The sequence below is a fragment of the Pseudomonas shirazica genome (assembly GCF_015168335.1).
GTDB classification, from domain to species: domain Bacteria; phylum Pseudomonadota; class Gammaproteobacteria; order Pseudomonadales; family Pseudomonadaceae; genus Aquipseudomonas; species Aquipseudomonas asiatica.
The window spans coordinates 3732147-3753812 of record NZ_CP063456.1 but is presented as its reverse complement, the minus strand read 5'-3'; the positions used below and the strand labels follow the sequence as shown (position 1 = coordinate 3753812).

Annotated in this window: 22 protein-coding genes and 1 tRNA gene; 8 read left to right on the top strand and 15 right to left on the bottom strand. The window is 63.6% G+C overall.

Translation table 11 applies throughout. The annotated features are described in order from the left end of the window. Nucleotides 1–14 precede the first annotated feature (14 nt). The 3 genes from IMX18_RS17325 to IMX18_RS17315 all read right to left on the bottom strand — a co-directional run bounded on the left by IMX18_RS17325 (nt 15) and on the right by IMX18_RS17315 (nt 2579). Complete coding sequence (locus tag IMX18_RS17325; protein ID WP_015269363.1) at nt 15–986, bottom strand: magnesium and cobalt transport protein CorA; 972 nt, start codon at nt 984–986, stop codon at nt 15–17. Nucleotides 987–1050: 64 nt separating this feature from the next. Continuing rightward, the gene (locus IMX18_RS17320) at nt 1051–1770 is read right to left on the bottom strand and encodes a lysophospholipid acyltransferase family protein (protein ID WP_061552386.1); all 720 of its coding nucleotides are present in this window, start codon (nt 1768–1770) and stop codon (nt 1051–1053) included. A gap of 119 nt (nt 1771–1889) precedes the next feature. Next, the gene (locus IMX18_RS17315; RefSeq protein ID WP_015269365.1) at nt 1890–2579 is read right to left on the bottom strand and encodes a crotonase/enoyl-CoA hydratase family protein; all 690 of its coding nucleotides are present in this window, start codon (nt 2577–2579) and stop codon (nt 1890–1892) included. A 198-nt stretch (nt 2580–2777) separates the two neighbouring features. Between IMX18_RS17315 and IMX18_RS17310 the strand changes: the two genes are divergently transcribed. Further along, nucleotides 2778–2867: transfer RNA gene (locus IMX18_RS17310), tRNA-Ser, on the top strand. A 168-nt stretch (nt 2868–3035) separates the two neighbouring features. Here IMX18_RS17310 and IMX18_RS17305 read toward each other — a convergent pair. The 4 genes from IMX18_RS17305 to IMX18_RS17290 all read right to left on the bottom strand — a co-directional run bounded on the left by IMX18_RS17305 (nt 3036) and on the right by IMX18_RS17290 (nt 8133). Beyond that, nucleotides 3036–5168, bottom strand: a complete 2133-nt coding sequence (locus IMX18_RS17305) for a TonB-dependent siderophore receptor (RefSeq protein ID WP_217190316.1) — start codon at nt 5166–5168, stop codon at nt 3036–3038. A gap of 141 nt (nt 5169–5309) precedes the next feature. Further along, complete coding sequence (locus IMX18_RS17300; protein ID WP_100413244.1) at nt 5310–5690, bottom strand: hypothetical protein; 381 nt, start codon at nt 5688–5690, stop codon at nt 5310–5312. 120 nt (nt 5691–5810) lie between these two features. Then, nucleotides 5811–6998, bottom strand: a complete 1188-nt coding sequence (locus IMX18_RS17295; protein ID WP_061552384.1) for an MFS transporter — start codon at nt 6996–6998, stop codon at nt 5811–5813. Between the two features lie 385 nt (nt 6999–7383). Beyond that, on the bottom strand, nt 7384–8133 hold the full coding sequence (locus tag IMX18_RS17290) for a 3-oxoacyl-ACP reductase family protein (RefSeq protein WP_217190313.1): 750 nt from the start codon (nt 8131–8133) through the stop codon (nt 7384–7386). A gap of 118 nt (nt 8134–8251) precedes the next feature. Between IMX18_RS17290 and IMX18_RS17285 the strand changes: the two genes are divergently transcribed. Further along, the gene (locus IMX18_RS17285) at nt 8252–9190 is read left to right on the top strand and encodes a LysR family transcriptional regulator (protein WP_043935432.1); all 939 of its coding nucleotides are present in this window, start codon (nt 8252–8254) and stop codon (nt 9188–9190) included. A 124-nt stretch (nt 9191–9314) separates the two neighbouring features. On the opposite strand, the gene IMX18_RS17280 is transcribed toward IMX18_RS17285, so the two are convergent. Beyond that, the gene (locus IMX18_RS17280) at nt 9315–9785 is read right to left on the bottom strand and encodes a GreA/GreB family elongation factor (protein WP_054573473.1); all 471 of its coding nucleotides are present in this window, start codon (nt 9783–9785) and stop codon (nt 9315–9317) included. 2 nt (nt 9786–9787) lie between these two features. Next, nucleotides 9788–10186 carry a hypothetical protein gene (locus IMX18_RS17275; protein ID WP_013971528.1) on the bottom strand — a complete coding sequence of 133 codons (399 nt, stop codon included), beginning with the start codon at nt 10184–10186 and terminating at the stop codon, nt 9788–9790. Nucleotides 10187–10317: 131 nt separating this feature from the next. Here IMX18_RS17275 and earP point away from each other — a divergent pair, with 131 nt between their 5' ends. Next, nucleotides 10318–11445 (top strand): elongation factor P maturation arginine rhamnosyltransferase EarP, encoded by a 1128-nt coding sequence (earP, locus tag IMX18_RS17270; RefSeq protein WP_100413646.1) that lies wholly within the window; start codon nt 10318–10320, stop codon nt 11443–11445. Between the two features lie 48 nt (nt 11446–11493). Further along, nucleotides 11494–12063, top strand: coding sequence for an elongation factor P (efp, locus tag IMX18_RS17265; RefSeq protein WP_013971530.1), 570 nt, complete (start codon nt 11494–11496; stop codon nt 12061–12063). A gap of 57 nt (nt 12064–12120) precedes the next feature. Here efp and IMX18_RS17260 read toward each other — a convergent pair whose 3' ends face one another. The 3 genes from IMX18_RS17260 to IMX18_RS17250 all read right to left on the bottom strand — a co-directional run bounded on the left by IMX18_RS17260 (nt 12121) and on the right by IMX18_RS17250 (nt 14158). Next, entirely contained in the window at nt 12121–12549 is a 429-nt protein-coding gene (locus tag IMX18_RS17260; protein WP_061302960.1) for an organic hydroperoxide resistance protein, read from the bottom strand. Between the two features lie 141 nt (nt 12550–12690). Continuing rightward, nucleotides 12691–13146 carry a MarR family winged helix-turn-helix transcriptional regulator gene (locus tag IMX18_RS17255; RefSeq protein WP_003260416.1) on the bottom strand — a complete coding sequence of 152 codons (456 nt, stop codon included), beginning with the start codon at nt 13144–13146 and terminating at the stop codon, nt 12691–12693. A gap of 58 nt (nt 13147–13204) precedes the next feature. Further along, nucleotides 13205–14158, bottom strand: coding sequence for a LysR family transcriptional regulator (locus IMX18_RS17250; protein ID WP_013971533.1), 954 nt, complete (start codon nt 14156–14158; stop codon nt 13205–13207). 114 nt (nt 14159–14272) lie between these two features. On the opposite strand from IMX18_RS17250, the gene IMX18_RS17245 reads away from it, so the two are divergent. Next, complete coding sequence (locus IMX18_RS17245; RefSeq protein ID WP_217190312.1) at nt 14273–15022, top strand: sulfite exporter TauE/SafE family protein; 750 nt, start codon at nt 14273–14275, stop codon at nt 15020–15022. 70 nt (nt 15023–15092) lie between these two features. On the opposite strand, the gene IMX18_RS17240 is transcribed toward IMX18_RS17245, so the two are convergent. After that, nucleotides 15093–15944 carry a LysR substrate-binding domain-containing protein gene (locus IMX18_RS17240; protein ID WP_015269374.1) on the bottom strand — a complete coding sequence of 284 codons (852 nt, stop codon included), beginning with the start codon at nt 15942–15944 and terminating at the stop codon, nt 15093–15095. 96 nt (nt 15945–16040) lie between these two features. Between IMX18_RS17240 and IMX18_RS17235 the strand changes: the two genes are divergently transcribed. Next, nucleotides 16041–16259, top strand: coding sequence for a DUF1127 domain-containing protein (locus IMX18_RS17235; protein WP_054573472.1), 219 nt, complete (start codon nt 16041–16043; stop codon nt 16257–16259). A 111-nt stretch (nt 16260–16370) separates the two neighbouring features. Here IMX18_RS17235 and IMX18_RS17230 read toward each other — a convergent pair whose 3' ends face one another. Further along, nucleotides 16371–17717, bottom strand: a complete 1347-nt coding sequence (locus IMX18_RS17230; protein ID WP_003247094.1) for a class II 3-deoxy-7-phosphoheptulonate synthase — start codon at nt 17715–17717, stop codon at nt 16371–16373. Between the two features lie 116 nt (nt 17718–17833). Between IMX18_RS17230 and IMX18_RS17225 the strand changes: the two genes are divergently transcribed. Beyond that, nucleotides 17834–18589: a spermidine synthase gene (locus tag IMX18_RS17225; protein WP_015269377.1), complete on the top strand. Its 756-nt coding sequence runs from the start codon at nt 17834–17836 to the stop codon at nt 18587–18589. A 492-nt stretch (nt 18590–19081) separates the two neighbouring features. Next, nucleotides 19082–20761 carry a DEAD/DEAH box helicase gene (locus tag IMX18_RS17220; protein ID WP_015269378.1) on the top strand — a complete coding sequence of 560 codons (1680 nt, stop codon included), beginning with the start codon at nt 19082–19084 and terminating at the stop codon, nt 20759–20761. A 126-nt stretch (nt 20762–20887) separates the two neighbouring features. Here IMX18_RS17220 and IMX18_RS17215 read toward each other — a convergent pair whose 3' ends face one another. Next, a complete protein-coding gene (locus IMX18_RS17215) occupies nt 20888–21655 on the bottom strand; it encodes a DODA-type extradiol aromatic ring-opening family dioxygenase (RefSeq protein WP_217190310.1) in 768 nt (255 codons plus the stop codon). Nucleotides 21656–21666 lie beyond the last annotated feature (11 nt).

The window sequence follows — 21666 nt, the reverse complement described above, 5'->3', positions numbered from 1 at the left end:
CGGCCCCGACAATCTCAAAGCCAGCCAGATTTCTTGAAGCTGGCATACAACGCGGTACAGCCCAGCCCGATCACCCCCAGCACCCCGAAGTACCCATAGTGCCACCCCAACTCCGGCATGTTCTGGAAGTTCATCCCGTAAACCCCTGCAATTGCCGTGGGGAACGCCAGGATCGCCGCCCAGGCTGCAAACTTGCGCTGCACGATGCTCTGCCGTGACGACTCCAGCAGCATGCCGATCTCGATGGTCTGGCTGGCGATGTCACGGATACCGGCCAGGTCTTCCATCTGCCGCGTCACGTGGATCTGCACGTCACGGAAGTACGGGCGCATGTTCTTGTCGATGAACGGGAAGCTCAGGCGCTGCAGTTCCTCGCTCACTTCCACCATCGGTGCCACGTAGCGGCGCAGGCGCAGGATGTCGCGGCGCAGGCTGTGCAAGCGGCGGATATCGTCTTCTTGCAGCGACCCGCCAAGCACGCTCTGCTCCAGCTCTTCGATCTCGCCATGAATGGCCTCGCTGACCGGCTGGTAGTTCTCGGTGACGAAGTCGAGCAGGGCGTACAGCACGAAGTCTTCGCCGTGCTCCAGCAGCAACGGCCGCGCCTCGCAGCGTTGGCGCACCAGGGCATAGGATTTGGAGTGGCCGTTGCGGCAGGTGATGATGTAGCCGTTGCCGGCGAAGATGTGGGTTTCGATGAACTCCAGCTTGCCTTCGTGGCGCACCGGCGAATAGGTGACGATGAACAGGGCGTCGCCGAAAGTTTCCAGCTTGGGCCGGCTGTGCTTTTCCAGGGCGTCTTCGATGGCCAGTTCGTGCAAATTGAACTGGCATTGCAGGTTGGCCAGTTCCTCAGCGTTGGGCTCTTCCAGGCCAATCCACACAAAATGCCCTGGCTTGCGTGCCCATTCGCTGCCTTCGTCGATGCTGATGTTGGTGACCTTTCTGCCGGCGCTGTATACCGCCGATGCCACGACTCGACCCATGGTTGTTCGCTTATTCCGGTTGGACACGGGTTACAGCTTGGGCTGTAGTGGGCTCAAGAGCAACCTAGCTCTTGGCCAGTTCCCCTTCCATGCGGTCGATGCATTGCTGCATCTGCCCGCGGCACTGTTCGATCAGCGCCGGCAGGTCCTGCAGGGTCATGCCCGCCGTGGCGATCGGTGGCAGCGAGCGCACGATCACCGTGCGCTGGCGCCAGCTGTTCAGGCTGAGGCGCCCGGCATAGCGGCTGACGCATACCGGCACGATCGGCACACCGGCCTCGATGGCCATGTGAAACGCGCCCTTCTTGAAGGCCAGCAGGTGCTCGCCGGGATTGCGCGTGCCTTCGGGGAAAATCCAGATCGAGGTGTCGTCCTGCAGTACCCGGGTGGTCTTCTGCATGGCCTTGCGTGCCTGGTAGGCATTCTTGCGGTCGACCAGCACGTTGCCACCCAGCCAGAACAGCTGGCCGAACAGCGGGATCCAGCCCAGGCTTTTCTTGCCGATGGCGACGGTGCGCTGCGGCACCACCTGGCCAAGCACGAACAGGTCGAAGTTGGACTGGTGGTTGGCGACGATCACGCAGCCTGGCGGCTGGTCCCACAGCGGGCCGACTTCGGCCTTGACCCTGATGCGCATCAGCCAGGTGGCCGGCAGGCTGTAGAGGCGGGCGAACACGCGGCTGTTGTCGGGGTTGAAGGGGCGGCACAGGCCAATGACCAGGCCCAGGGCCCCAACCACAAGGAAATGCAGCGCCAGCAGGAGCATGCGCAATGAATAAAGCATGGTACGACTCACACCAGACAGTCGCCGGGCAGTGTACGGATGTGCACTGGTCGGGGCAAACCCTGGTGCAAGCCTGTTGCGGACTCTTCGCGGGCTTGCCTGCGAAGAGGTCGGCCCGGCTAACCCATATGCTGCTGGTCCAGCTCGATCGCCTTGTCCAACGCTTCCAGCAGCCCTTTGCGCACCTTCAGCTTGGTGTTCTTGTGCGCCAGCATGTTCAGCTTCTTCAGCTCCCGCGCAGCCGCCAGTGCCGCATCCTGCAACTGCTCGGCCGGCACCACCTTGTCGAGGAAGCCTGCGTCCACCGCGCCCTGCGGGTCAAACACCTCGGCATTGATCACCGAGCGGTGGAAGGCCGAGCGACGCAGGCGGTCGCGGGCCAGTTCGATGCCGGCATGGTGCATGGTCATGCCGATCTGCACTTCGTTCAGGCACACCTTGTACGGCCCTTCGACGCCAATGCGATAGTCGCCCGACAGCAGCAGGAAGGCGCCCTTGGCCACGGCGTTGCCCGGGCAGGCGACCACTACCGGGAACGGGTGCGACAGCAGGCGGCGGGCGAGGGTGGAGCCGGCGGTGACCAGGCTGATCGCCTCCTTGGGGCCGCTGGTCATCACCTTGAGGTCGTAGCCGCCAGACAGGATGCCGGGCTGCCCGGTGATGATCACAACCGCGCGCTCTTCGGTGGCGCGGTCGAGCGCGGCGTTGAAGGCGGCGATGACGTCTGGCGAGATGGCGTTGACCTTGCCGTTGTTCAGGGTCAGGGTGACGATGCCGTCTTCGGCGTGGTAGGTAATCAGCTCGCTCATGGCAGAGTCCTTTTGTTGGCGTGGCGACGACGTTACCCAGCGGCAGGGGCGAGGTAAAGCAGTAAGGCTGACTGGTCGGTCAGCGTTCGCCAGAGCTCAAATGCAAATGCATGAAAAAATTGAAAAAAATGCTTGCCAAAGGGAAGGTCTTTCACTAAATTAGCGCACCTCGACAGGCTGCAAGGCTTGAAGAGAAACGGTGAAGTGTCCGAGTGGTCGAAGGAGCACGCCTGGAAAGTGTGTATACGAGAAATCGTATCAAGGGTTCAAATCCCTTCTTCACCGCCACATTCTACGAAGAGCCCCCGAGCTGAAAAGCCGGGGGCTTTTTGTTTTCACGCCCTTTGGGGTCGCTTTGCGGCCCATTCGCAGCACAAGGCTGCTCCTACAGGATGGGGTGCGCCCCTGTAGGAGCAGCCTTGTGCTGCGAATGGGCTGCAAGGCAGCCCCAAAAACCTAGAAGCTGACCGAAGCCGAAAGCCGAGCCGTGCGCGGCGCTCCCTGGAACAGGTAGTTATCCCCCAGGTAATCCCCCACATCACGCCAATAACGCTTGTCGAACACGTTATCCACAGTCAGCCGCAGCACCGTGTCATACCCCCCGATGCGCGTACGGTAGCGGCTACCCACATCGAACACCGTATACCCACCAACTTCCACATTCCCCGCCTGGCTCGCATATTTGCTGGCGCTGTAGCGCGCCCCACCCAGCAGTGCCAATCCCGGTACCGGCAGGGTGTATTCCGCCTGCAACGCCGCCCGGAACCTGGGCACGTTGATCGCCTGGTGGCCCTCATAGGCATCGGTATCGCTGTTCTGCACCCGCGCCCGAATCGCCGCAGCGCTGGCCTGCACCTGCAGGTTCGAGGTCACCCAGCCGCTGGCGCCCAGTTCCAGGCCGGTGTTCTTCTGCTGGCCTTGCTGCACGTAGGTGAAAGTGCCGGCGTCGTCCGGGCGCGCGTACTGGTACGCCTGGCGTATCTGGAACAGTGCGGCACTGAAGCTCAGGCCTTGCCAGTCATGCTTGAGGCCTAGTTCCAGTTGGTGTGAGGTCGTCGGTGCCAGGATTTCGAATCTGTTCTCGGCGAACCACGGTGCGGTACCGCCTGCCGACAGGCCTTTGGAATAACTGGCATATACCGTGGTATCCGGCTGCGGCTTGTAGATGAGCGCGGCGTTGGGCAGCAACTCGTACTGCCGGGTATGGCGACCGGCAACGCCGTCCTCATTCCAGGTTTTCTCGTCCAGGCGTACTTCACGGGCACCCAGTACGGTCTGCCAGTGCTCGTTGAAGCTGATGCGGTCGCTCACGAACAACCCGTATTGGCGGCTGTCCAGGCGACGTTCGCTAGTCCTGATGGGCTTGTCGGATGGATCAAAGGCCGGTGCGCCCGTGTAGATGTTGCCTGTACCTACCCATTCCATATAGCTGGGGCGCTGATCCAGCGTGCGCCGCTGCGCACTGGTGCCCACGGTCAGCTCATGCCCCACGCCCAGCGCATCGAAACGCCCGTTGAGCATGGCCTGCGCCTCGTCGGTACGGCGGGTGTCGTCCGGGCTGCGGAAGTCGTAGATGTCGTAGTCGCCGTTGCTGCCGAAGAACGCGCCTTCGCTCGAGCCCCAGGCAAACGAGCTGTAGTCATCGATCACCACCTTGCTGCGCGAGGCACTCAAAGTCCCGGTCCAGGCTTCGTTGAAACGGTACTCGAAGCGCCCGCCCAGGTTCAGCGAATCGTTCTGCACCGGCTTGGCCCAGTGCTGGTAGGCCAGGCGGTCGTCCGGGTCGATGCCATGGGGTACTTCGCTGCCACCGAGCAGCTGGTAACCCGGCACCGAGCGCTGTTCACGGTGCTGGTATTCGGCATCCAGCTGCAGGGTGGCATCTGGGTTGATCTGCCAGTCGAAGGCCAGCGAGGCGAAGTCGCGCTTGCCGTCGGCGTGGTCGACGTAGGAGCGGATGTCTTCATGAGCCAGGTTGGCCCGCAGGCCGAACTGCCGCTCGCTGCCGAACCAGCCACCCAGGTCGGTGGCCAGGTAGCGCTCGCCTTGTTCGTTGGTCGACACCGTGACGCTGCGCACGTCTTCGGCGCGCTTGGTCACGTAGTTGATCAGGCCGCCCGGCTCCGATACGCCGCTCTGCAGCCCGGACAGGCCCTTGAGCAGCTCCACCTGCTGCTTGTTTTCCAGGGCCACGTTCTGCTCGCCGGCGATGGTCTGGCCATTGATGCGGTAGCTGCTGGCGGCATTCAGCTCGAAGCCGCGCACGTTGAAGTTTTCGTAGTAGCCGATGGGGGCGTAGCTTTCGCCCACCGAGGCGTCGCTTTGCAGCACTTCGCTGAGCTGGCGTACCTGGCGGTCTTCCAGCAGTTGCTGGCTGAACACGCTGATCGAGGCCGGGGTGTCGAGCAGGGGCGCGGGCTGGAAGCCGCCTACTGCTGCCTGGCGTGCCTGATAGCCGTCGTTGGTGTAGGTATCGGAGACCTGCAGCGGGGCCAGTAGCACGCTGTCTTCGGCAAGCACATGGGGGCAATGCAGGGCCAGGCCCAGGCTGAGCAGGCTCAGGGGCAGGCGGGGATGACGCGGGGGCATGCGGTGGGGCTCCTGGATGCGCGACACCTGCGCCGACCTCTTCGCGGGTGAGCCCGCGAAGAGGCCAGCACAGGCCATGAAAAAAGGCGGCATCTTACAGCCGCCTTCAACATAAAACGATCCGGGCCCTGCGATATCCCGTCAGCCTTTGCTGGCCGGCCGCCTGTGCTGCTTCCAGTTGTCGTCGATCTTCGACCAGGTCTTGCCATCGGTAATGGCCATGAGCTTGCGCCCGTCCTTGAAAGTGGCCAGGAAGGTGGCTTCCTCTTCCTTGCCACCCAGCCAGAGCCCGGCCAGCAACCCCACCGGCCCGGCCACCAGTGCCCCGGCCACGCCCCAGCCCAGGGCACTGCCCAGGCTGCGGCTGGATTCCAGGCTGGCCAGCCGCAGGTCGCTGATGCGTGCCAGGGAAATCCGCTCGCCCGGGGAGGGGCTGTGCGGGGTCTTGAGTGTGAGCGATCCGTTGCGATACTCGCCTTCGCCTTGCAAGAAATCGCCGGATTGCACCGTGAGTCTTGTCATAACGTCGTCCTGTCAGGGAAAGGGCATTGACCAGCGCCTACTGAGCGCTGCCCGGGCAGGCAAGTCAACGGCCATGCGACGGAGGGTCGTGCGGTGCATTGTCGCTCAGGTCAATGGGCTTCAGGCGATCTGCAAAGCGTTCTTGCGCTTGCGCTCGGCCAAACCCCACGCCAGCAACGCCAGCCCGCCAATCACCAACCCGGCCAGCACAATCCCCATCCAGCCCTGGCGTTGGAACAGCTGCGTGCCCAGCAGCGATCCCAAGGCCCCGCCAATGAAGTAGCAGGTGATATACCCGGCATTCAGCCGCGTGCGCGCCTCGGGTCGCAGGGCAATTACCGCATTCTGGTTGCTCACGTGCACCAGTTGCACTGCCAGGTCGAGCATCAGCACGCCCAGCAGCAAGGCCAGCAACGACTGTTCGGCGAAGCCCAGCGGCACCCACGACAGCAGCAATACCACCAGGCCCACGGTGGTGCCCAGCGAACCCTTGCCACGGTCGGCCAGGCGCCCCGCCCAATTGGCCGACAGTGCACCCGCTGCACCGGCCAGGCCGAACAGGCCTATCACCGCGTCCGAATAGTGGTACGGGCCTTTCGCCAGCAGGAACGCCAGTGGCGTCCAGAACAGGGCGAACAGGCTGAAAGCCAGCAGGCCTAGCAGAGAACGCAGGCGCAGCACCGGTTCTTCGAGGAACAGGCGGAACACCGAGCCGATCAGCGCTGGGTATTTCAGCCCGGCATGGCTGTGGTGTTGTGGCAGGCTGCGGTACAGCGCCACGGCGGTGATGGCCATCAGCACCGCGGCCAGCACGTAGATGCTGCGCCAGCCACCCAGTTCGGCCATGAACCCGGCGGCGGTACGCGCCAGCAGGATGCCCAGCAGCAATCCGCTCATCAAGGTGCCGACCGCCCGCCCGCGCTGGTGTGGCTCGCTGAGGGTTGCGGCCATGGGCACGAGGATCTGCGCCACCACCGAGAACAGCCCGGTCAGCGCCGTGCCAAGGATCAGCCAGGGAAGGCTCGGTGCGCAGGCGCTGATGACCAGGCCAAGGGTAGAAATGGCAGTCATCACGGTGATCAGCCGGCGCTGCTCGAACAGGTCGCCCAGGGGCGCCAGCAGCAACAGGCCGGCGCCGTAGCTCAGTTGCGCGGCAATGACGATGCTGCCGGCACTGGCGGTGCTCAGGCCGAACTGCTGGGCGATGCTGTGCAGCAGTGGTTGCGCATAGTAGTTGCTGGCCACGGCCAGGCCGGTGGCGGTGGCCATCAGCAGAATCAGGGCACGGCTGAGAGTGGGGGCGTTCATGCAGTTCTCGTGGCGGGCAGAATAAAAGGGGGGATTATCGGAAAGTGTCGGGCCTTACATCAATGCATTGTGCGGCAGAGCCTGTGCCGGCCTCTTCGCGGGCATGCCCGCTCTCATAGAACAACACATGACTCATTGGTTCGGCGAGGTTCTGTAGGAGCAGCCTTGTGCTGCGAAGAGGCCGGTACTGACAAAGCCTGTCTGTTGCTTGTACCGGCCTCTTCGCAGCACAAGGCTGCTCCTACAAAGGACGCTTCAAACGAGCGATAGTTGTTATCTGCGCGACAGCGCAGCCCAAAAGGGCTGGGTAATCTCCCACAGGCATCGCGCAGTATCTGTGGGAGCGGGCGCGCCCGCGAAGAGGCCGGCACAGGCAACCCTTCAATCAGGCAGCAAACCCGCCATCGACCGTCAGGCTGGCCCCAGTGATATACCCCGCCTCAGGCCCCGCCAGGTAAGCCACGAAGCTGGCAATCTCATCCGCCTCGCCATAGCGCCCGATCGCCATCAGCGGGATCAAACTGTCTGCGAACTCGCCGCTGGCTGGGTTCATGTCGGTGTCCACCGGCCCTGGCTGCACGTTGTTCACGGTAATGCCTTTCGGCCCCAGGTCACGGGCCATGCCGCGGGTCAGGCCGACCAGGGCTGATTTGCTCATGGCATAAGGGGCGCCGCCGGCAAACGGCATGCGCTCGGCATTGGTGCTGCCAATGTTGATGATGCGTCCGCCTTGGCCCATGTAGCGTGCCGCGGCCTGGCTGGCGACGAATACGCTGCGCACGTTCACCGCCAGCATGTGGTCGAAGTCGGCCAGGTCGAATTCGGTCACCGGCGCTACCGCCAGCACACCGGCGTTGTTGACCAGGATATCCAGCCGGCCGAAGGCCTTCACGGTGCCATCCACGGCCAGTTGCACGGCCGCCGCGTCGGCGCTGTCGGCCCGCAGGGCCAGGGCCTTGCCGCCGTTTTCGGTAATTTCCTCAGCCAGCGCCTGCGCCGGGCCGGCGGAGCTGACATAGGTGAAGGCCACCTGTGCGCCTTCGCGGGCCAGGCGTCGCACGATGGCTGCACCAATGCCGCGGGAACCGCCCTGTACCAGGGCCACCTTGCCTTCGAGTGAGTGTTGCTTGGACATGTTGATCTCCTGCTGGAAGCCAGGCCGGAATGCCTTGGATGGGCGCAGTATCGGCGCTTGATTACCTGCTGATAAGATGGCAATCACTATCAGCAGAGTAAACCTTTGGTTGCCAATCATGGCCATGGAATCATTCAACGCGTTGGAATGCTTCATCCGCAGTGCCGAAGTCGGCAGCTTTGCCGAAGCCGCCAGGCGCCTCAGCATTACCCCGGCTGCCGTAGGCAAGCATGTTGCCCAGTTGGAAGCGCGCCTGGGGGTGCGGTTGTTCCAGCGTAGTACCCGCAAGCTGACCCTGACCGAGGCAGGGCAGCGATTTCTGGGGGAGGTCAGTGACAGCTTCCGCACCATCCAGTACGCCGTGGCCAACCTGGCCAGCAGCGAAGGCCAGCCGGCCGGGTTGTTGCGGGTGAGCATGGGCACGGTATTCGGGCGCTTGTATGTGTTGCCATTGCTGGGTGAGTTCCTGCGTCGCTACCCGGCCATTACTCCGGACTGGCATTTCGACAACCGCCAGGTCGACCTGATCGGCCAGGGCTTCGATGCGGCGATTGGCGGAGGTTTCGAGCTGCCGCCGGGGGTGGTGGCGCGCAAGCTGACCCCGGCGCACAGGGTGCTGGTGGCGGCGCCGGCGTACCTGGGGCGGCACGCGCCGATTGACGACCCGCAGGTATTGCAACGGCATGACGGTATCCTGATCCGCTCGCCGCAGACTGGGCGGGTGCGGTCATGGCCGTTGACCAGCCGTTGGCAGGTGCAGCAGCCATTGCAGTTGCGCCAGACGATGACCATGAGCGATTCGGATGCGGCTTGCGCGGTGGCCGAGCAGGGCTTGGGGATTGCCCTGGTGAGCCTGCCGTTTGCCGTGCCGTACCTGGAAGGCGGGCGGCTGCGGCGGGTGCTGCCGGACTGGTATGTGGACGATGGGCATATCAGCCTGTATTTCGCCGAGCACAAGCTGTTGCCGGGCAAGACCCGGGCGTTTGTCGATTTTGTGGTGGAGCAGTTCGCAGAGCAGGGGTTGGCGCGGCGGTTCGATGCCTTGCAATCCGTGTAGGAGCAGCCTTGTGCTGCGAAGGGGCCGGTAAGGCAAAAGATCTTCTGTGTTGCTCATGGCCCCTTCGCAGCACAAGGCTGCTCCTACAAGGGGTATCACTGGCCTGAGGGGCGAAGAGGCCGGTTCAGGCAATATCGATGATGACCAATGTCTGTGCCCCCAGGTTTACCTCATCATCAACCTTCTTGCCGACCAGTTGTTGCCCCAGCGGCGAGCGCGGGGTAATCACCGTCACCAGCCCATCCCCCTCGCCAATCTTCAACCCCGCCGCCTCGGGGCCGAGGAACAGTCGGCGCTGCCCGCCATCTTCATCCTCCAGTGTCACCAGGTTGCTCACCTGCACCCCGCGTGCCGGGTCGTAATCGCGCAGCAGCAGTTGCTGGTAGGTCAGCAGCGCCTTGCGGATCTCGGCGCTGCGGCGGGCCTGGCCGGTGGCCAGGTACGAGGCCTCCAGGCCCAGGGTGTCGTACTTGTTCTCGGCGATGTTCTCTTCGGCAGTGGCGGCTTCGTACGCAGTTTGCGCCGCGCGGGTCAGCACATCCAGGTCATGTTCGAGGGTGGCAACTATCTGCGCCAGCAGGCTGGGCTTGTCCATGGTCAGTAACAGAACTCCAGCACGTTGGCCTGGCTTTTGTCGGTGGGCGCGGTGCGGTTCTGCTGCAGCCAGAACTGGCACTTGGGGCTGTTGAGGTTGCGCGGGTTGCCCTGGGCGGCCTCGGCGGCCTGTTGCAGCTCCTGCTTGTGCAGGATGTCCTTGTAGCGTTCGAACATTTCCGCCTGGGCATCCGCCGCAGGGGCTGGCGCTGGCGGCGCGGCAGGCCGGTACGCGGCGGGGGCCACGGCTTGGGCCAGTGGCTGTACCTGCTGTGGCCACAGTTGCAGGGCCAGCCACAGGCTTGCGGCGATCGCCACGGCGCCCAGCCACAGGCCAAAGGCAACGCACACGATCAACGGCAGCGGCTTGAGGGTGATCTTCAGTTCACGGTGGCGCGCCATGGCAGCCTCCTGGCAGGGTGTTCGGGGGGGCATTGTCGCATGCGCCTGGGCATTTTTCCGCGCAGGTGCTTTTGTCAGCGACAATTTATACGCAGAATGCGCGGTTTTTCCGCTGGGCGAGGGCTGGGCACATGAAAGCCACTTGGGACATCTTCTGCAGCGTCGTCGACAACTACGGCGATATAGGCGTGACCTGGCGCCTGGCCCGGCAGCTGGTGGCCGAGCACGGCCTGGCTGTGCGCCTGTGGGTGGATGACCTCAATGCATTCACGCCCATGTGCCCCGGGGCCGATGCCACCGCCCCGCAGCAGTGGCAGCACGGTGTGGATGTGCGCCAATGGCCGGTAGCCTGGTTGCCGGTGGCGCCGGCTGATGTGGTAATCGGTGCCTTCGCCTGCCAATTGCCAGCAGCCTATGTGGAGGCAATGCGTGCTCGTGTCGCGCCGCCGCTGTGGCTGAACCTCGAATACCTCAGTGCCGAGGACTGGGTGGAAGGTTGCCATGGCTTGCCTTCGCCGCAGCCCAATGGCTTGCGCAAGGTGTTTTTCTTTCCAGGCTTCACCGAAAAAACCGGTGGCCTGCTGCGCGAGGGCTCGCTGCTGGCACGGCGTGATGCGTTCGAGCAGGGGGCACGGCAGGCCTTCTTGCACGGGCTTGGCGTAAACCCTGAAGCGGGGGCGTTGCTGATTTCCCTGTTCGCCTACGAAAACCCGCAATTGGGCAACTGGCTTGAGGCCCTGGCCTCAGGCGAGCAACCCTGCCACCTGCTGGTGCCGCAAGGGCGCGTTGTCGCGGGGCTCGGCCAGTGGCTTGGCGAGGCGGTACTGCAAGTGGGCAGCGTGCGCAAGCGAGGGGCGCTGACCCTGCAGGTGCTACCTTTCGTCAGCCAGGACGACTACGACCGATTGCTGTGGAGCTGTGATTTCAATGCCGTGCGCGGCGAAGACTCGTTCGTGCGCGCGCAGTGGGCCGGGCAGCCGATGCTGTGGCACATTTACGTGCAGGACGAGAATGCCCATTGGGAAAAGCTCGAAGCGTTTCTCGCGCATTATCGACAGGGGTTGTCAGGCGATGCCGATGCCGCCCTGCTTGGCCTGTGGCGTGCCTGGAACATGGACCGCGACATGGGCCAGGCCTGGCAGGCAGCCCGTCAGCACTGGCCGGAACTGCAGCAGCATGCCCGGCTTTGGGCGGCGCGACAGGCCGCTCAGCCGGACCTTGCCACAGCGCTAGTACACTTTTACCGAAATTCGCTATGATACGCGGCCTCGATTTTTATAAATCCATCCAGATTCGGATACTTCGTAATGAAAACTGGTAAAGAACTGAAACCCGGTACCGTCCTGCGGATCGACAACGACCCGTGGCTGGTTCAAAAAGCTGAGTTCACCAAGTCGGGCCGTAACAGCGCGATCATGAAGACCAAGCTGAAGAACCTGCTGACCGGCTACAAGACCGAAACCGTCTACGGTGCAGACGACAAGCTGGACGACGTGATCCTGGATCGCAAAGAAGCGACCCTGTCGTTCATCAACGGTGACGAATACACCTTCATGGACACCACCGACTACACCATGTACGAACTGAACGCCGAGGACATCGAAGCCGTTCTGCCGTACATCGAAGAAGGCATGGAAGACGTCTGCGAAGCCGTGTTCTTCGAAGGCCGCCTGGTATCGGTTGAACTGCCGACCACCATCAGCCGCCAGGTTGTCTACACCGAGAACGCTGCACGCGGCGACACCTCGGGCAAAGTCATGAAGCCTGCCAAGCTGAAGAACGGTACCGAGATCTCGGTTGCCGACTTCATCCAGATCGACGAGTGGATCGATATCGACACTCGCGACAACAGCTTCAAAGGCCGTTCCAAGAAGTAATCCTTCTTGTGAAACGCAAAAAACCCGGCCTAGGCCGGGTTTTTTTATGCCTGTGGCTTACACGGTCACATGCAGGCGCACATCCACATTGCCGCGGGTGGCGTTGGAATACGGGCACACTTTGTGGGCCTTTTCCACCAGCCCTTCGGCATCGGCCTGAGCCAGACCCGGCAGGTTGATGTGCAGGTCGATGTCCAGGCCGAAACCACCTGGAATCTGGCCAATGCCCACTTTCGCGGTGATCGAGGCCTCCGCCGGCAGGGCTTTTTTCTCCTGCCCGGCCACGAACTTCAGGGCACCGATGAAGCACGCCGAGTACCCTGCGGCGAACATCTGCTCGGGGTTGGTGCCGTCACCGCCAGCGCCACCCAGTTCCTTGGGGGTGCTCAGGCTGACCACCAGCTTGCCGTCACTGGAGCGGGATTTGCCATCGCGCCCACCGGTGGAGGTAGCTTCTGCGATGTACAGCGGAGTGACCTTTTGCATCTTGAGCCTCGCTAATGTGCTGTGCGCTCCCCGTCTGGAGGAGGGCGCGGGTTGGTGTGGGATTTAAATTAGCGCGCAATTAGTTAGTGCGCAAGATAAATCATCACCGTTCATCTGAACGGCCATCGCACAGCATAGCTGTCAGAGGGTTTTCTGCAGGTTCTCCCGCAGCGCCAGCAGGTCGGCCTGCAGTTGTTGCAGCTGTTCCAGGCTGCGCCCGCTGGCCTTGAGGATGCACTGCGGCACTTCTTTGGCCTGCTGCTGCAAGGCGCGGCCCTTGTCGGTCAGCTGCACCAGTACCACCCGTTCGTCCTCGCGGCTGCGGTTGCGCTGCAGCAGGCCTTCGCTCTCCAGACGCTTGAGCAGCGGTGTCAGCGAACCGGGGTCGGTGAGCAGGTGCTGGCTGATCTCGCCTACGGTCAGGCCATCGTGCTCCCAGAGCACGAGCATGGCCAGGTACTGCGGGTAGGTCAGGCCCAGGGCCTGCAGCAGCGGTTTGTAGACCTTGGTCATCAGCAACGAGGTGGAGTGCAGGGCGAAACAGACCTGGTTGTCCAGCAGCAGCTCGTCACAGGAGGCTTGGGTGTCGGCGTTCATGCAGGTCCTTGAAGGTAATCAATGGGAAAGTCTGGCACGCGGATCGTTAGTGCGCGCTTTATTCGCGCAGCTCACTGCGCAAGGCCAGGTCCCAGGGTGGAATCGGGCTGAAGCGGCTCTTGAGAAATTCGAGCAGCAAACGGCTGCGAGAGTTCGTTTCATGTTCCAGGCGAAGTGCGTAAATACCGCTGGTTTCCGCTTTGGGCAAGCCACCGTCGCAAAACAACGGTATTAACTCGCCGCGCAGCAGGTATTCGCTGATCAGCCAAGTAGGCAGGTGGGCTATGCCTAAGCCTGCGAGCGCACCGAACAGCAGGGTTTCGGCGTTGTTGGCGGCCATGCGCATGCGTGAGGGGCGGTACAGGCGGGTTTGCCCGGCCACGTTGAAACGCCAGGCGAATGGTGGCGCAAGGCCGTCCCAGTCCAGGCCGTCGTGCCCTGGCAGCTCGCTGGGGCAGCTGGGCATGCCGCGGCTGGCCAGGTAGGCCGGGCTGGCGCAGGCGATGCGCACCATGTAGGCCAGTGGCGTGGCGACCAGCCGGGTGTCGGCCAGGGGGCCGGCGCGCAGCACCAGGTCGACCTCGCCCAGGTGGCTGCCATGCAGGTCGACGAAGCTGTCGATCAGGCGCAGTTGCACATCCAGGCCCGGATAGGCGACCAGAAAGTCGGCGATGGCAGGGGCCAGGTGACGGCGGCCGAATGCGGCGGGGGCGTCGATGCGGATCAGGCCTTCGGGGGCATTGCTCAGCGACACCGCTTCAGCGCGGGCCAGGCGCAGTTCCTCGATGATGCGCCTGGCCCGTTCGGCAAAGGCGTTGCCTGCAGGCGTGGCACGCACGGCGTGGGTGCTGCGGGTGAACAGGCGGCTGCCCACGGCGCTTTCCAGGTTGTCGATGCGGCGGGCCACGGCGGAAGGCGTCAGCGGGTGACGGCGGGCGGCGGCAGAAAAACTGCCGGTTTCCAGCACATCGAGGAACAGGCTTAGCTGGTCGGTCAGGGTATCGGGGCTCATGGCTGCCTTGCTTTTGCGAAAAACGCACAGCCATTGTGCGCTGCTGTGCGTTTCCCCACCAGCCCGCAATCGATAGCATGCTCGCTTTATGTGTACAGGCGGATGAGGCCCCTGATGATCGAGTGGTTGTTGTATATCGTGTTGGGCGCAGCCCTGGGAACCATGGGTGGCCTGTTCGGCATTGGCGGCGGGCTGATCGCGATTCCGGCGCTGGGCGTGCTGTTCGGCCTGGACCAGCAGTTGGCGCAGGGTACTGCGCTGGTGATGGTAGTGCCCAATGTGCTGCTGGCGCTGTGGCGTTATCACCAGCGTAACCGCATCGAGTTGCGCCATGCGGTACCGCTGTCGCTGTGCAGCTTCGTGTTCGCCTGGCTGGGGTCGATCTGGGCGGTCGGGCTGGATGCGCATTCCATGCGCCTGGGCTTCGTCGGCTTCCTGGTGGCCCTGGCGGTGTGGAACGTTGCGCGGATGTTCATGAAGGTAACGCCGCCCAGCGCCGAGTTGCGCTATGCCTGGCCTTGGCTGGGTGTACTGGGCAGCTTTGCCGGGACCATGGGCGGCTTGTTCGGAGTTGGTGGGGCCGTGGTAGCCACGCCGATTCTGACCAGTGTGTTCGGTACCACCCAGGTGGTGGCGCAGGGGCTGTCGCTGGCGCTTGCGGCGCCAAGTACCTTGGTAACCCTGGTCACCTACGGGGTGCACCACAGTGTTGACTGGGGGGTGGGGATCCCATTGGCGGTGGGCGGCTTGCTGAGTATCAGCTGGGGGGTGAAGTTGGCCCATGCGTTGCCGGAGAAGGTGTTGCGGGCGATGTTCTGTGTGTTTTTGGTGGGTTGTGCGGTGATACTCGGGTTCGAGCTTTGAAATTTGGGGCCGCTTTGCGGCCCATTCGCAGCACAAGGCTGCTCCTACAGGGGGACATGCCCGCTGCGGCTCACTTGAACCCTTCGACAATGTAGTCGGCCATGCAATCGGTAATCGGCGAAGGGTTCTGGGTACTGCGCACCAGCATCACATTGGCCACCGGTAACTGCGGCAACCCTTCGTTTTCGCCCAGAATGCGGATATTCCCGCCAATCAGGCTCTGCAACTGTGCGGTCACCGCCAACCCTGCGGTGACGATGGCAAAGATCGCTGCCAGGCTCGGGCTGGTATAGGCGATGCGGTAGTCGATGCCCTGGGCCTCCAGGGCATTGCAGGTCCAGGCCCGGCAGAAGCAGTCGGTGTTGAACAAGGCTACCGGCATGGGGCGTTGCTCCTGCGGGCAGAAGCCTTCCGCGGCGGCCCAGACCAGGCGTTCCTGGCGCAGCAGCTGGCCAATCTCGTTGCCCGGCTCACGCGTGACGATGGTCAGGTCCAGGTCCTGGCGCAGCATCAGTTGTTTGGAGGAGTCGCAATGCACCTCCACCTGCACCAGCGGGTAAGCCTGGGCAAAGCTCGACAGGATGGTCGGCAAAAAGCGCATGGCATAGTCGTCCGGCGTGCCGATGCGTACTACCCCGACCATGTGCGGCATGCGCAGGGTGTTGAACACTTCCCCATGCAACTTGAGGATGCGCCGGGCATAGCCGAGCAGCACCTGGCCCTCGGCGGTCAAGCGCACCTGGCGGCCATCGCGCTCGAACAGCTGGCGCTGGAGGATGTCCTCTTCCAGGCGTTTCATCTGCATGCTCACCGCCGACTGGGTGCGGTTGACCACCTCGCCGGCGCGGGTGAAGCCACCCTGCTCGGCGATGGCCACGAACGTGCGCAGTACGTCCGCATCGAGGCTCTGGTACTGGGACATTGCATCAATCTCCGAGATGCATGGCATCAGAAACATTCGTTGGATTGATCTTATGCCTGGCAGGAGACTGGAGCCATCAACACGGAGGGCTTCACGATGAAAGGTCATGTCAGCAGCATCCAGCAACCTGCCTTTTCCCTGAACCACCTGTGGCATGCCGCCCTGCGGCGCCCGGCGCGATGGCTGCAGCTATACCGCCAGCGCCAGGAACTGGCCAGCCTGAGTGATGCGACCCTGCACGACCTGGGGCTGAGCCGGGCGGATATCCAGCAGGAGGCCGAGCGGCATTTCTGGGATGATCCGCTGAGGAGGTGAGTTGGGGCGCAGAGGTGTTTGGCTGGAGGTTTTTAGCGCCTGTGAGATCGAGCGCCGCCCGCGCGGCGCTCGATCTCACAGGCGCTGAAAATCCCAAGGCATGCCCCAACCTCAGCGCCGCACCTGCTTGAGGGTTTCGGCAATCAGGAACGCTAGCTCCAGCGACTGGTCGGCATTCATCCGCGGGTCGCAGTGGGTGTGATACCGGTCGGACAGCGCATCCTCGGTGATCGGCCGGGCGCCGCCGATGCATTCGGTGACGTTCTGCCCGGTCATCTCGATGTGAATGCCGCCGGCGTGGCTACCCTCAGCTTGGTGCACCTGGAAGAACTGCTTCACCTCATCCAGGATCTGCGCAAAATCGCGGGTCTTGTAGCCGCTGCTGGCCTTGATGGTGTTGCCATGCATCGGGTCGGAGCTCCACAGCACCTTGCGCCCTTCGCGTTCGACCGTGCGGATCAGCCCCGGCAGGTGGTCGCCGACCTTGCCGGCACCCATGCGCACGATCAGGTTCAGGCGCCCGGGGTCGTTGGCCGGGTTCAGCGTGTCGATCAGGCGGATCAGTTCTTCGGGGTTCATGCTGGGGCCAACCTTGACCCCGATCGGGTTGTGCACGCCGCGCAGGAACTCCACATGGGCACCGTCCAGCTGGCGGGTGCGGTCGCCGATCCACAGCATGTGCGCCGAGCAGTCGTAGTAGTCGCCGGTCAGGCTGTCCTGGCGCACGAAGGCTTCTTCATAGTTCAGCAGCAGTGCTTCGTGGGCGGTGAAGAAGCTGGTTTCGCGCAGCTGCGGCGCGCTGTCCAGGCCGCAGGCGCGCATGAATGCCAGGGTTTCGTCGATGCGGTTGGCCAGCTGGTGGTACTTGTCGGCCAGCGCCGAGTTGGCGATGAAGTCCAGGTTCCACTTGTGCACCTGGTGCAGGTCGGCGAACCCGCCCTGGGCGAAGGCGCGCAGCAGGTTGAGGCTGGCGGTGGCCTGGTGGTAGGCCTGCAGCAGGCGTTCCGGGTCGGGGATGCGGCTTTTCGCGTCGAAGCCGATGCCGTTGACGATGTCGCCACGGTAGGCGGGCAGGGTGATGTCGCCGATGGTTTCATCGCCCGATGAGCGCGGCTTGGCGAATTGCCCGGCCATGCGCCCGACCTTGACCACCGGGCAGCCGGCGGCGAAGGTCATGACAATGGCCATCTGCAGCAGCACCTTGAAGGTGTCGCGGATTTTCGCCGCCGAGAACTCGGCGAAGCTCTCGGCGCAGTCGCCACCCTGCAGCAGGAAGGCGCGGCCTTCGGTGACCTCGGCGAACTGCCGGCGCAGCTCGCGCGCCTCGCCCGCGAACACCAGCGGCGGGTAGCTGGCCAGGGTCTGTTCGACCTTCAGCAGGTGCGCGGCATCGGGGTAGGTCGGTTGCTGCTGGATCGGCAGGGCGCGCCAGCTGTCGGGGCTCCACGGTTGGTTCATCTCGGGCTCGGTCTTGTCGGTTGTAGGCTATGGGCCATGGTAACAGTTGGCGCTGCGCTTGTTGCATCGAGGGTGTTGGCGGACAATGCGCGTTTTTGTGCGGGTAGGTGGTGAGCATGGCGGCGGAACGGGAAGAGCGGCTACTGGCACGGGTGCAGGACGCCTTTGGCGTCATCAGCGTGTATGAAGTCGACGACTACCGCTTTCTGGAATTCGGCGATGCGATCGAGCAGAGCTGCGTGTTCACGGCCGACCCCAGCTGGCTTGAGTACGACTATACCCGCGCCATGCTGGTGGGGGCGCTGTGCCACGAGCAGCCGGAGAGCGCGCTGTTTCTCGGCCTGGGTGCCGGCACGCTGACCCAGGCCTGCATGAAGTTCCTGCCGCTGGACGACATCGAGGCCATCGAACTGCGCCCGGACGTACCGCGCCTGGCCATGGAGTACCTGGGCCTTGACGACGACCCGCGCCTGTATGTACGCATCGGCGATGCGCTGGAGCTGTTGCCCACGGCGGAGAAGGCCGACCTGCTGTTCGTCGACCTGTACACCGACCATGGGCCGGGGGTGGGCCACCTGGCGTGGAACTTCCTGGAGAACTGCCAGCAGCAACTGAACCCGGGTGGTTGGCTGGTGATCAACCAGTGGGCCACCGACGACGGCAAGCCGCTGGGCGCGGCGTTGCTGCGCGGGTTGTACCACCGGCATTACTGGGAGCTGCCGGTGAAGGAGGGCAATGTGATCCTGCTGGTGCCGGCGGACCTGGAGCAGACGCTGGACCTGGATGGGCTGAAAGCCCGGGCCCAGGCGCTGGCGCCGCGCCTTGGGTACAGCCTCGAGGGGCTGATCCGCGAGATTCGGCCGGCTACCTGAATGGCTGGCGCGGCCTATGCGAGACCTGATGGCTGTAGCGGTTCGTGTAGGAGCGGCCTTGTGTCGCGAAAGGGGCGCGTAGCGGCCCCGGATTCCAGCGTCAATGCAAATATTGCCGGGGCCGCTCTGCGGCCCTTTCGCGACACAAGGCCGCTCCTACACGGACCGCGACAGGCTCCAGGGGATTATCGATTCAGCTTGCTGTGATTGATGGCCCGACACTGGCCAAGCACCCTGAAAATATTCCTCACGTCTGCGCACGATTTCGGGTATAGTACGCGCCGGTCTTTTAGCGGACCGCAAAATCAGGTGGTGCAAACCCTCCGAGTCCAGCTTAGGCTGCACGTCCGCTAGGCGGACCTTCCCACGTTTTCTTTTTCAATCGTTTTCGCAAATCCCCGCCGCCAAAGCTGCCTGGGTGACCTGTCGGTCTTTCATGGCTTGTGCAGCTTTGGAGCATGGGTCTTTGCGGATGCACCTAGAGGCAGACCCATGACCCAGGAAACCGGCGGCTTCGCCGCTCTCGATCTCAATCCGAATATTGTTGCTGCCGTTCTGGCGACCGGCTACGAAGAGCCGTCCGCCATTCAGCAACAATCGATCCCGATCATCCTCGCCGGTCACGACATGATCGGCCAGGCGCAGACTGGCACCGGCAAGACCGCTGCCTTCGCCCTGCCGATCCTCAACAAGATCGATGTGAGCAAGCGCGAACCGCAAGCCCTGATCCTGGCGCCAACCCGTGAGTTGGCGCTGCAAGTTGCTACCGCTTTCGAAACCTACGCCAAGCAGATGCCGGGCGTGAACGTGGTCGCCGTCTACGGTGGTGCCCCGATGGGCCCACAGTTGCGTGCGATCCGCAACGGCGCGCAAATCGTCGTGGCCACCCCTGGCCGTCTGTGCGACCACCTGCGTCGTGACGAAAAAGTCCTGTCGACCGTGCAGTACCTGGTACTGGACGAGGCCGACGAGATGCTCAAGCTGGGCTTCATGGACGACCTCGAAGTGATCTTCGATGCCATCCCGGCCAGCCGCCAGACCGTGCTGTTCTCCGCCACCCTGCCGTCGTCGATCCGCTCGATCGCCGAACGCCACCTGCGCGAGCCCAAGCACGTCAAGATCCAGAGCAAGACCCAGACCGTTACCGCGATCGAGCAGGCCCACCTGATGGTCCACGCCGACCAGAAGATCCCGGCTGTGCTGCGTCTGCTGGAAGTGGAAGAGTTCGACGCGCTGATCGCCTTCGTGCGTACCAAGCAAGCCACCCTGGACCTGGCCTCCGCGCTGGAAGCCAAGGGTTACAAGGCTGCCGCGCTGAACGGCGACATCGCCCAGAACCAGCGTGAGCGCGTGATCGACTCGCTCAAGGATGGCCGCCTGGACATCGTTGTCGCTACCGACGTCGCCGCTCGTGGCCTGGACGTACCGCGCATCACTCACGTGTTCAACGTCGACATGCCGTACGACCCGGAGTCCTACGTACACCGTATCGGCCGTACCGGCCGTGCCGGTCGCGATGGCCGTGCACTGCTGCTGGTCACCCCGCGTGAGCGCCGCATGCTGCAGGTGATCGAGCGTGTAACCGGGCAAAAAGTTGCCGAAGCCCGCCTGCCGAATGCCCAGGCCGTGCTGGATGCCCGCATCAAGAAGCTGACCTCGAGCCTGGCGCCACTGGTTGCCGAAGCAGAAGCCACCCACGGCGATCTGTTCGACCGCCTGACCGCCGACCTGGGTTGCAGCGCGCGTGCCCTGGCTGCCGCCCTGCTGCGCAAGGCCACCAATGGCCAGGCGCTGGACCTGGCTGCGGTAGAGCGTGAGCAGCCGCTGGTGCCGAGCTTCGCCCCGCGTGGTGAGCGTACCGAGCGTGGTGAGCGTGGCGAACGCTCGGAGCGTGGTGACCGCGAGCGCCGTGCGCCGATGCCGCTGGCCGAAGGCCGCGTGCGTTGCCGTACTGCTCTGGGTGCCCGTGACGGCATCGCTGCCAAGAACCTGCTGGGCGCGATCCTCAACGAGGGTGGTCTGGCTCGTGACGCCATCGGCCGCATCCAGGTGCGCGACAGCTTCAGCCTGGTCGAGCTGCCGGAAGATGGCCTGGAGAAGCTGCTGTCCAAGCTCAAGGACACCCGCGTGGCTGGCAAGCAGCTGAAGCTGCGTCGCTACCGCGAGGATTGATCCTGGCGCAATGAAAAAATCCCCGGCTTTGGCTGGGGATTTTTTTTGCCTGTGCACAGGTGACGCGTAACGCCTGTAGGAGCGGCCTTGTGTCGCGAAAGGGGCGCAAAGCGCCCCCGGCTATCTTCAGTCGAACCGATAAATGTCCATCCCCAACGCCCCCAAGGTAAACCCTTGGTGCACCACCCCGAACTTGCCGCCAGCCCCCAGGGCAAAGAACAGCGGCAGGAAATGCTCATCACTGGGATGGTTGCGCACCGCAAACGGCGCCTGCTGCCGATAACCCAGCAACGCTTCCTGGTCATTCGCCCGAAGCTTTTCCACCACCCAATCCCTGAACGCCAGTGCCCAAGGCTCGATCACATCCGGCCCGGCATGCCAGTCCAGTTCGCCCAGGTTGTGGGTAATGCTGCCCGAACCGATCAACAGCACGCCCTGGTCGCGCAAGCCCGCCAACGCCTGGCCTACCTTGACCTGCAGTGCCGGCCCCATATGGCTGGGCAGTGAAACCTGTACCACCGGAACATCCGCATCCGGGTACATCAGCGACAGCGGTACCCAGGCGCCGTGGTCGAACGGCCGCTGCGCGTCCAGCCGGGCTGTCAGCCCGGCAGCCTGCAGCAATTCACTGAGCTGGCCAGCAAGGGTGGGATCACCCGGCGCCGGGTACTGCACCGCATACAGCGCCGGTGGGAAGCCGTAGAAGTCATGCCAGGTCTCTGGTTGTGCGCTGCCGGTAACCAGCAGTTCGCGGCTTTCCCAGTGCGCCGACACCACCACGATCGCTTTCGGCCGGGGCAGGGCGTTGGCAAGCCCTGCCAGCGCAGGCCCGCTGGCGCCGGGTTGCAGGGCAAGCATGGGAGAACCATGGGAAATGAACAGGCTGGGCAGCATGGCGGGGTCCT